The sequence below is a fragment of the Treponema sp. R8-4-B8 genome (assembly GCF_054786175.1).
In genome coordinates, this window is sequence record NZ_BDHE01000027.1 from 1 (window position 1) to 7,682 (window position 7,682).

8 protein-coding genes and 1 tRNA gene are annotated in these 7,682 nt (G+C 46.1%); 5 read left to right on the top strand and 4 right to left on the bottom strand.

Annotated features, from left to right (window positions below):
* The 4 genes from ACYVRA_RS05250 to ACYVRA_RS05265 form a co-directional block, all read left to right on the top strand.
* Positions 1 to 364, top strand: a 364-nt coding sequence (locus tag ACYVRA_RS05250; protein WP_461251700.1) for a DUF3784 domain-containing protein, incomplete at its 5' end; no start/stop codon positions are given.
* 5 nt (positions 365 to 369) lie between these two features.
* A complete protein-coding gene (locus ACYVRA_RS05255; protein ID WP_461251701.1) occupies positions 370 to 3,201 on the top strand; it encodes a magnesium-translocating P-type ATPase in 2,832 nt (943 codons plus the stop codon).
* A gap of 17 nt (positions 3,202 to 3,218) precedes the next feature.
* On the top strand, positions 3,219 to 3,350 hold the full coding sequence (locus ACYVRA_RS05260; RefSeq protein WP_461251702.1) for a hypothetical protein: 132 nt from the start codon (positions 3,219 to 3,221) through the stop codon (positions 3,348 to 3,350).
* A 63-nt stretch (positions 3,351 to 3,413) separates the two neighbouring features.
* The gene (locus tag ACYVRA_RS05265) at positions 3,414 to 4,094 is read left to right on the top strand and encodes an MgtC/SapB family protein (RefSeq protein ID WP_461251703.1); all 681 of its coding nucleotides are present in this window, start codon (positions 3,414 to 3,416) and stop codon (positions 4,092 to 4,094) included.
* 331 nt (positions 4,095 to 4,425) lie between these two features.
* Here ACYVRA_RS05265 and fliN read toward each other — a convergent pair whose 3' ends face one another.
* The 3 genes from fliN to ACYVRA_RS05280 form a co-directional block, all read right to left on the bottom strand.
* Positions 4,426 to 5,535, bottom strand: a complete 1,110-nt coding sequence (fliN, locus tag ACYVRA_RS05270) for a flagellar motor switch protein FliN (RefSeq protein WP_461251707.1) — start codon at positions 5,533 to 5,535, stop codon at positions 4,426 to 4,428.
* Positions 5,535 to 6,563 (bottom strand): flagellar motor switch protein FliM, encoded by a 1,029-nt coding sequence (gene fliM, locus ACYVRA_RS05275; protein WP_461251704.1) that lies wholly within the window; start codon positions 6,561 to 6,563, stop codon positions 5,535 to 5,537. The genes fliN and fliM overlap by 1 nt, the downstream gene beginning before the upstream one ends.
* A gap of 86 nt (positions 6,564 to 6,649) precedes the next feature.
* Positions 6,650 to 7,216 carry a flagellar basal body-associated FliL family protein gene (locus ACYVRA_RS05280; RefSeq protein ID WP_461251705.1) on the bottom strand — a complete coding sequence of 189 codons (567 nt, stop codon included), beginning with the start codon at positions 7,214 to 7,216 and terminating at the stop codon, positions 6,650 to 6,652.
* A 154-nt stretch (positions 7,217 to 7,370) separates the two neighbouring features.
* Here ACYVRA_RS05280 and ACYVRA_RS05285 point away from each other — a divergent pair.
* A tRNA-Gln gene (locus ACYVRA_RS05285) sits at positions 7,371 to 7,441 on the top strand.
* Between the two features lie 3 nt (positions 7,442 to 7,444).
* On the opposite strand, the gene ACYVRA_RS05290 is transcribed toward ACYVRA_RS05285, so the two are convergent.
* Entirely contained in the window at positions 7,445 to 7,651 is a 207-nt protein-coding gene (locus tag ACYVRA_RS05290) for a hypothetical protein (protein WP_461251706.1), read from the bottom strand.
* Positions 7,652 to 7,682 lie beyond the last annotated feature (31 nt).

Sequence of the window (7,682 nt, forward strand, 5' to 3'; positions counted from 1 at the left end):
TATCATGGTAATTTGTTATACAATCGCCGTTATTATGCTCGTGATTGGCATTAGCTTTTACACGGGAAAAGCGGCTGCGTACATTAAAAGTTATCAAAACATGGAAGAGAAAGAAAAAAGAAACATTAAAATAGGCGTTTTATGTAAAAATATAAGCCTGTTGTTTTTTTTAGCGGCTGTTATATTCGCTACCGCAGGAATCTCGGAAGTTTTCAGGCATGATTATTTCAGATGGTTTATGGTCGGGTGGTTTGTGTTAAGCGCCATCGATGTCGTTTATATCGGAAAATCAAAACGGTTTGTTTATTTTTATACTCCAACCGTTACAGGGCCTTTCCCTGTTTTTTCCAGAAGAAGGAGGTAAAGCAAATGTCGAAAGAAACAAAAAAAACAGCTCGTCAACTGGCGCAGGAAGCGGTCCGCAGGGACGAAATCAACCAAAGATACGACTATGCTTCCCAACATTCAACAAAAGTCGTATTAACCAGTTTAAATACTACGCCGAAAGGTTTAAGCGTTGAAAAAGTGAACAAAATACGGGATAAATTCGGCAACAACAGGGTAACGCACGAAAAAGAAAAATCGTTATTTCAACGGCTCGCCAAAGCGTTTGTAAATCCTTTTACTGCAATTCTTTTTGTACTGGTAATCGTATCAAGCATTACGGATATTATCCTTCCAATCTCAGGGGGCGAAGACCCTGAATTTTTAACTGTAAGCATTATTACTACAATGATTATCATCAGCGGGCTTATGCGCTTTATTCAGGAATCCCGCTCCAGCGTGGCGGTACGCAAACTGCTTGCGATGATCACGACGACGGCTACTGTTGAGCGCATTGAGACGGGTCCAAAGGAAATCGATCTTGAGGATATTGTCGTGGGGGACATTGTGCGTCTTTCGGCGGGCGATATGGTTCCTGCCGATGTGCGTATAATCCAGTCAAAGGATTTGTTTATAAGCCAATCCGCACTGACGGGCGAAAGCGATCCGCTTGAAAAAGTATCCGATGAACTCCAAATAAAACCAAAAACTTATACGGAATGTTCAAACCTCGCTTTTATGGGCAGCAATGTCATTTCAGGAGCGGCAACCGCCGTTGTGGTCACTACAGGCAACGATACCTTATTTGGCTCCATGGCAAAATCCGTCGCAGGTGAAGCCGTTCAGACAAGTTTTGAAAAAGGCGTAAACGCAGTATCGTGGGTTTTAATTCGTTTTATGCTGGTTATGGTTCCCGTCGTGTTTATCGCAAACGGACTCACATCGCAGGAAGGTTGGATGGGGGCGTTCCTTTTCGGCATCGCCGTAGCTGTAGGGCTTACGCCTGAAATGCTTCCAATGATCGTTACCGCCTGTCTTTCCAAAGGAGCGGTTTCGATGTCAAAGAAAAAGACGATTATCAAAAATTTGAACTCCATGCAGAACTTTGGAGCGATAGATATTCTTTGCACTGACAAGACCGGAACGCTTACTCAGGATAAAGTTGTTCTTGAATACCACATGGACGTTCACGGCAATGAAGACGTGCGTGTATTGCGCCACGCTTTCTTAAACAGTTTTTATCAGACTGGCCTTAAGAATTTGATGGATGTCGCCATTATCAAAAGGACGCAGGAAGAAGCTGAAAAAGCAAATGAAGCCATTGCGAATAACGGCAATGGCGCGCAAAACGGCAACGGCGTCGCGCCTAACACTGCGGTTAAATTGGGCGAATTGTCGATGGTTTATGAAAAAGTTGACGAAATACCGTTTGATTTTAGCCGCCGCAGAATGAGCGTCGTCGTATCCGACAAAGGCGGCAAGACGCAGATGATCACTAAAGGAGCCGTTGAAGAAATGCTCTCCGTTTGCACTCACGCTGAATATGGAGGCAAAGTGGAGCCTTTAACTTCAGAACTAAAAAAAGAAGTTTTAAAAACGGTGGACAAATACAACAATGACGGATTCCGCGTGCTTGCCATCGCGCAAAAAGTAAATCCGGCTCCGGTTGGAGCGTTTTCCGTGAAAGATGAAACGGAAATGACGCTTATCGGCTATCTCGCCTTCCTTGATCCGCCTAAGCATGATACCGCGCAAGCCATTCAAGCATTGCTTGAGTACGGCGTTACCACAAAAATCCTTACAGGCGATAACGACAAAGTAACCCGCACCATTTGCAAACAAGTCGGTTTAAGGATAGATAATCTTTTACTCGGTTCCGATGTGGATAATATGGACGACAAGGAACTGGGAAGGGCGGCGGAAAAAACCAACGTGTTCGCAAAACTTTCCCCTGAACAAAAAGCGAGAATTGTCAGCGCTCTAAGGGAAAGGGGCCACGTTGTCGGCTTCATGGGCGATGGCATCAACGACGCGGCGGCAATGAGAACGGCTGATGTCGGCATTTCCGTTGACACGGCTGTAGACATCGCTAAAGAATCAGCCGACATCATTCTGCTGGAAAAAGATTTAATGGTGCTTGAAGAAGGTTTAATCGAAGGGCGCAAGACTTACGCCAACATGGTAAAGTACATCAAAATGACAGCAAGCTCAAACTTCGGCAATATGTTCTCTGTCGTATTATCAAGCGCGTTGCTTCCTTTCCTGCCCATGCTCAGCATACACATTCTGTTCCTAAATCTTATTTACGATATATCCTGCTCAACTATTCCATGGGACAATGTGGATAAAGAATTTCTTCAAAAGCCAAGAAAATGGGACGCTTCGTCTGTCGGCAGTTTTATGATTTGGATTGGACCGACAAGCTCGGTGTTCGATTTAACCACTTACCTGCTAATGTACTTCTACATCTGCCCGAAGTTTGTTTCTGACGGAATGTTGTTTAACGCCATTCCTGAAGGCACTCTGATAGAGTCGGGATTGTTTGCTGGCTTCGACATGAGATATGCCTATATGGCGATGTTCCATGCCGGCTGGCAAGTCGAGTCGATGTGGAGTCAAACCTTTGTAATTCACATGATCAGAACGCCTAAAATTCCGTTTATCCAAAGTCATGCAGCATGGCCTCTTACAACATTGACCCTTGCCGGTATTGCGTTGCTGACTTACATTCCGTTTACCCCCTTTGGCAGAAGAATAGATCTTGTTCCACTTCCGGGCGAATATTTTATTTGGCTTGTCGCAACGATACTCTTGTATATGCTGTTAGCGACCTGTCTGAAAAGGGCGTATGTTAAACACTACGGCGAATTGCTGTAAAAGAAAAGGAGATTATTATGACAATTTTTGATGTTGATAAAGCGTATTGGATCGCTATGGCCATTCTTTCGGCGGTAACACTGGCGTACATTATTGTGTGCTGGGTAATTCCGCCTAAGAAGGAAAAGAGGCAAAGGCAAGCTGAATAGCGGGAAGACAATTCTCACACGGAGAATGCTCCGTGTGAGAGATTTCATTAGGAGGCAATTGCCATGACATTACCTGATTTTGCCATTCGCATCGGCTGTGCCGTTCTATTCGGATTTTTGATAGGACTGGAGCGCCAGCTTAGAGGCCATGCCGCCGGCATACGTACTAATATCCTGGTCAGCATGGGTTCCTGCATGTTTACTTTATTTTCACTGTTGATGGGCGCTCCCGATAACTCCCGCATAGCCGCCCAAGTTGTAACCGGCATAGGCTTTTTATGCGGCGGCGTAATCTTCAAAGAAGGAATTAATGTTCAGGGCTTAAACACAGCCGCTACGATATGGTGTACCGCCGCAATCGGCGTAATTTGCAGTAGCGGATTGTTCCTTTACGCCGCCATAGCGACCGCTATCCTGCTCGCAAGCACTTTAATTTTCCGTTTTATCGCGGACAGGATTCAGCCGTCATTTACGCGCTATGAGGAAGAAACAAACACCTATGTGCTGTCCGTAACCTGCCGGGAAGAAAACGAATTTGATCTTCGCTCGGTGATGATAAAAAAAATGAACCATCCGCAAATGCATCTTATCAATCTGCAAAGCGCGGATGAAATTGGCGGGAAGGTTGAGATAGAGGCCTCGGTTCAAGTAAGCGGTAAGCGCAGGGATGAACATATCGAAAGGCTCACCGCGCAAATCGCCATTGAAAAAGGAATCACCAAGGCAGGTTGGGAACAAGTTTAAATAAACGCAACGGCGTCAGGCAGGAATTTAACAGTACCTTGACAAGAATAAAAAGACGGCGCAACCCGTCTCAAAAATTTCTTTCCCTTTTATGCCTGCTTAAAACATTTTCCCGTAAACAAAAAAAGGACGGCGCAGCCCGTCCCAATTAATTCCCCATCCAATGGCGGTTTACGACGTTCAGCCGCAGGCTGAATGTAGGGCGGCTGCGCCGCCAGGCGCAAAAGCCGCCCGTAAACCGCTACGCTAAGTGACGTTGCGAAGCAATGTCGCTTAGCGTGATTTTATGCGCTCGTCTGACCACTTTTAGTGGTCAGATGGCGCATAAAATCTAGTTATACCCCATATCGTTAATCCTTTCCATCGGCGACACAATCTCCGTTACGCGCACGCCAAAGTTTTCATCGATAACCACAACTTCGCCCTTAGCGATCAATTTATGGTTGACAAGAATATCCACAGGCTCGCCCGCTAGTTTATCCAACTCTATAATCGTGCCTTCGCCCATGCCTAAAATTTCTTTTATCAGTTTGCGCGTGCGTCCAAGTTCTACGGTCATCTCCATGGACACGTCCATGATAAGGCCGATATTGCCCGCTTCGTGAGGGCCAAGACGCGGCTGCATCAAATTGGGGAACTGTACAGGCTGCACATTGGCAGATCCGACGCTAGGCGACATACCTTGTCCCATACCCATTCCTCCCATATTCATTCCGCTCATATTCATGCCCCCCATATTCATATTTTGCGGCATACCCGCCGCTTGTGCCTGCGCCTTGCCGCTTAAACCGCTGGAAATATCAGCAGCCGGAGACGGGCCTAAAATTTCCCATATCTGATGGGAAAGCCCGTCGCCCATATCAAGGCCGTAAGTCATAACGGCAAAAGTACCCGCCGGAAGCGCCGCCGCGGCTTTGGGAACATTTGCCGCAGTTGGTGAAGCGGAAGCTATTGATTTATTTCCGGTTTTATCAGTAAGAGCGGTTATTTGAGTTCCCGCGATTTGAGAAACAACTTCTCCGATAACGGACATCGCCATTTCATCAAGCTGAATATCGCTCTCTTTAGTCATAAGGCTCGCGATAGCCTTAGCTGATTCTTCAGAGAAAATGAAACAATGCTCGCCGGGGAAACCTGAGGTAAAATTGGTATTTACCACGGTAACCATGCCGGGAAGCAGAGTCAGCATATTGTCACGTGACGTAGCAGCGACTTCAGGACCGACAAGAGTTACGGTTGTGCCTGTAAGAGCGGCAAGATTGGAAGAAAGAGCGCCCGTAGTTGAAGAAAAAAACTTTTCAAGAGCGTCAACATCAAAAGCGGCGTTAGCAGCCGGGGGCGCCATTGTCGCCGCGGGCGCGCCACCTTGACTACTTGCCGATGAATCTACACCAGACAATAATGCGTCTATTTCATCCTGCGAAAGTGCGCCATCGCTCATCATAATTCATCTCCTTCAGACGCAAGCTCTTCAAATTCTTCATGCACAACCTCGTCTATTTTCTGCGTTATCTGAACCGCGATTTTTTTCCCGATAATGCCGGGACGGCACAGAAACTTTTTCCTTGAGCCGATGTTAAGTGAATAGGGATCGCCAATACGCGTGTTATAAAGCCTGATTACATCCCCAATCTGCAATGAAAGCACGTCCCTTACAGGCACGTTTATCTTTCCAATTTCGGCTGTTACATTAACATCGACTGTTGCGAGCTTATCCTTTAGAACATTGAGGTTTTCCGTAGTGGCGTTACGGCGCACCGAAGAATACCAGAATTGGGCTGACAATTTGCCGATTATCGGCTCTATGGTAAGGTAGGGAATACAGAAGTTCATCATGCCTTCCACGTCGCCTACCTTTGTTTCAAGCGTAACAAGAACGACCATTTCCGTAGGAGGCACGATTTGCGCGAACTGCGGATTAGTGTCAATCTGCCCAAGGCGCGGACGCAGATCGATAACCGTAGTCCACGCTTCGCGCATATTCCCTAAAATGCGGACTATAATCCCTTCCATTACTGACTGTTCGATATCGGTCAATTCATGCTGAGATTTTGTGCCTTCGCCAGTCCCTCCAAAAAGACGGTCGATTATGGAAAACGTAATCGCCGGGTCAATTTCCAAAATAGCGTTTCCTTTGAGGGGGTCCATATTGATAATGGCCAAAGTTGTCGGGGTAGGAATTGAGCGGATAAATTCCTCGTAGGTTAGCTGATCTACCGAAGCGACATGGACGTGAACCATACTGCGAAGCTGGGCGGAAAGGCTTGTCGTGGTCAAGCGGGCGAAAGTTTCGTGCATTATAGAAACAGTACGTATCTGTTCTTTGGAGAACTTGTCGGGGCGTTTAAAGTCATATATTTTGATTTTCCGGCTGTCCGCAGCCGGCCTAAAGTCTTCAGGCTCGGTATCTCCTGCGTTAATTGCGGTTAAAAGCTGGTCTATCTCATCCTGTGACAGAACTTCTGTCATAATTGCCCTTGAAGCTCCTTTTTATTATAATAAACTTATCTTTCACTCTTGACAAGAGTAAACCTGACCGCGTAAACGCTGTCAGGTTAGAAATTCTCCATTACGTCCAATTTATTGAACAAAATTATCCGCGCCCGCGCCGTATCCAAAAACCGGGTATTCAGCTGCTCGCGAATTTCGTATTTCAGCTCTTCTTCCCTTTCCGGCGCAAGTTCCGCCGCTGTTTTTGAGGCAAAAAAACGCCTTACAAAATCGCGCAATTCATACCTGCGGCTGGTTAATTCGGCAGACGCGTTATTATCGCCTAAATCATAGCCGATTATCATTTCCACGCTGACCGTAGAGCTAACTGGGAAATCCTTTGTCCTGACCGTCATTGAGCCAATCATATCGAAATAATTGTATTCCGGCCTCTTGCCCACATAAGGGGAAGAAGGGTCAGCGATAACTGTTTGGGATTTACCGCCCTTATTCAAAATATTGACGGTAATAATACAGACGGTTACTATAAAAATTAAAGCGCCCAGGCCAATAGCCACAAACTTTAAAAGAGTCGGAAGCAAACTGCCAAGCCCGCCGCCTTTCTTTTTTGCGGCACCGCCGGCATCAGGAGCATCACCGCTATCAAGATCAATATCTTCACTATCAGACATTCCAAAAACCTCCCCAATACAATTCTAACCGAAATTTGATCAAATTTGCGGTTATTCTTATTGATCATCGGCGAAATTAACAAACTACTTGACTATAGCCGACTACCCAATACTTGACAATTTTTTACGGTTTTTATACTATAAAAGCGCCCATTCCCCGGTTGTGTAATGGTAGCACGGCAGACTCTGGATCTGTTTGTGGGGGTTCAAATCCTCCCTGGGGAACAATTAACCGCACGCCGAAGGCGTGTAGATGAAAAACCCCAAACGTTCCGGCGCCGAACAGCTCCCCCACGATGAAAAAACTGAGGCGGGATTTATCCCGCCGTCCGCGCCGCGGTCAAAGCGAGGTATGCAACCTCCTTTACAAAGGTAGAAAAATAGCCAATTAACTTCTCTACATTTTAACCGCTCGCCGTCAATGTGCATTATCATTTTTACATTCCTTTATGAAAGCGATTATTGT

Excerpts from the sequence above, each read along its gene's own strand:
- fliM (WP_461251704.1), bottom strand. The coding sequence starts at position 6,563 with ATGACAGAAGTTCTGTCACAGGATGAGATAGACCAGCTTTTAACCGCA.
- ACYVRA_RS05265 (WP_461251703.1), top strand. The coding sequence starts at position 3,414 with ATGACATTACCTGATTTTGCCATTCGCATCGGCTGTGCCGTTCTATTC.
- fliN (WP_461251707.1), bottom strand. The coding sequence starts at position 5,535 with ATGAGCGATGGCGCACTTTCGCAGGATGAAATAGACGCATTATTGTCT.
- ACYVRA_RS05290 (WP_461251706.1), bottom strand. The coding sequence starts at position 7,651 with ATGATAATGCACATTGACGGCGAGCGGTTAAAATGTAGAGAAGTTAAT.
- ACYVRA_RS05280 (WP_461251705.1), bottom strand. The coding sequence starts at position 7,216 with ATGTCTGATAGTGAAGATATTGATCTTGATAGCGGTGATGCTCCTGAT.
- ACYVRA_RS05260 (WP_461251702.1), top strand. The coding sequence starts at position 3,219 with ATGACAATTTTTGATGTTGATAAAGCGTATTGGATCGCTATGGCCATT.
- ACYVRA_RS05255 (WP_461251701.1), top strand. The coding sequence starts at position 370 with ATGTCGAAAGAAACAAAAAAAACAGCTCGTCAACTGGCGCAGGAAGCG.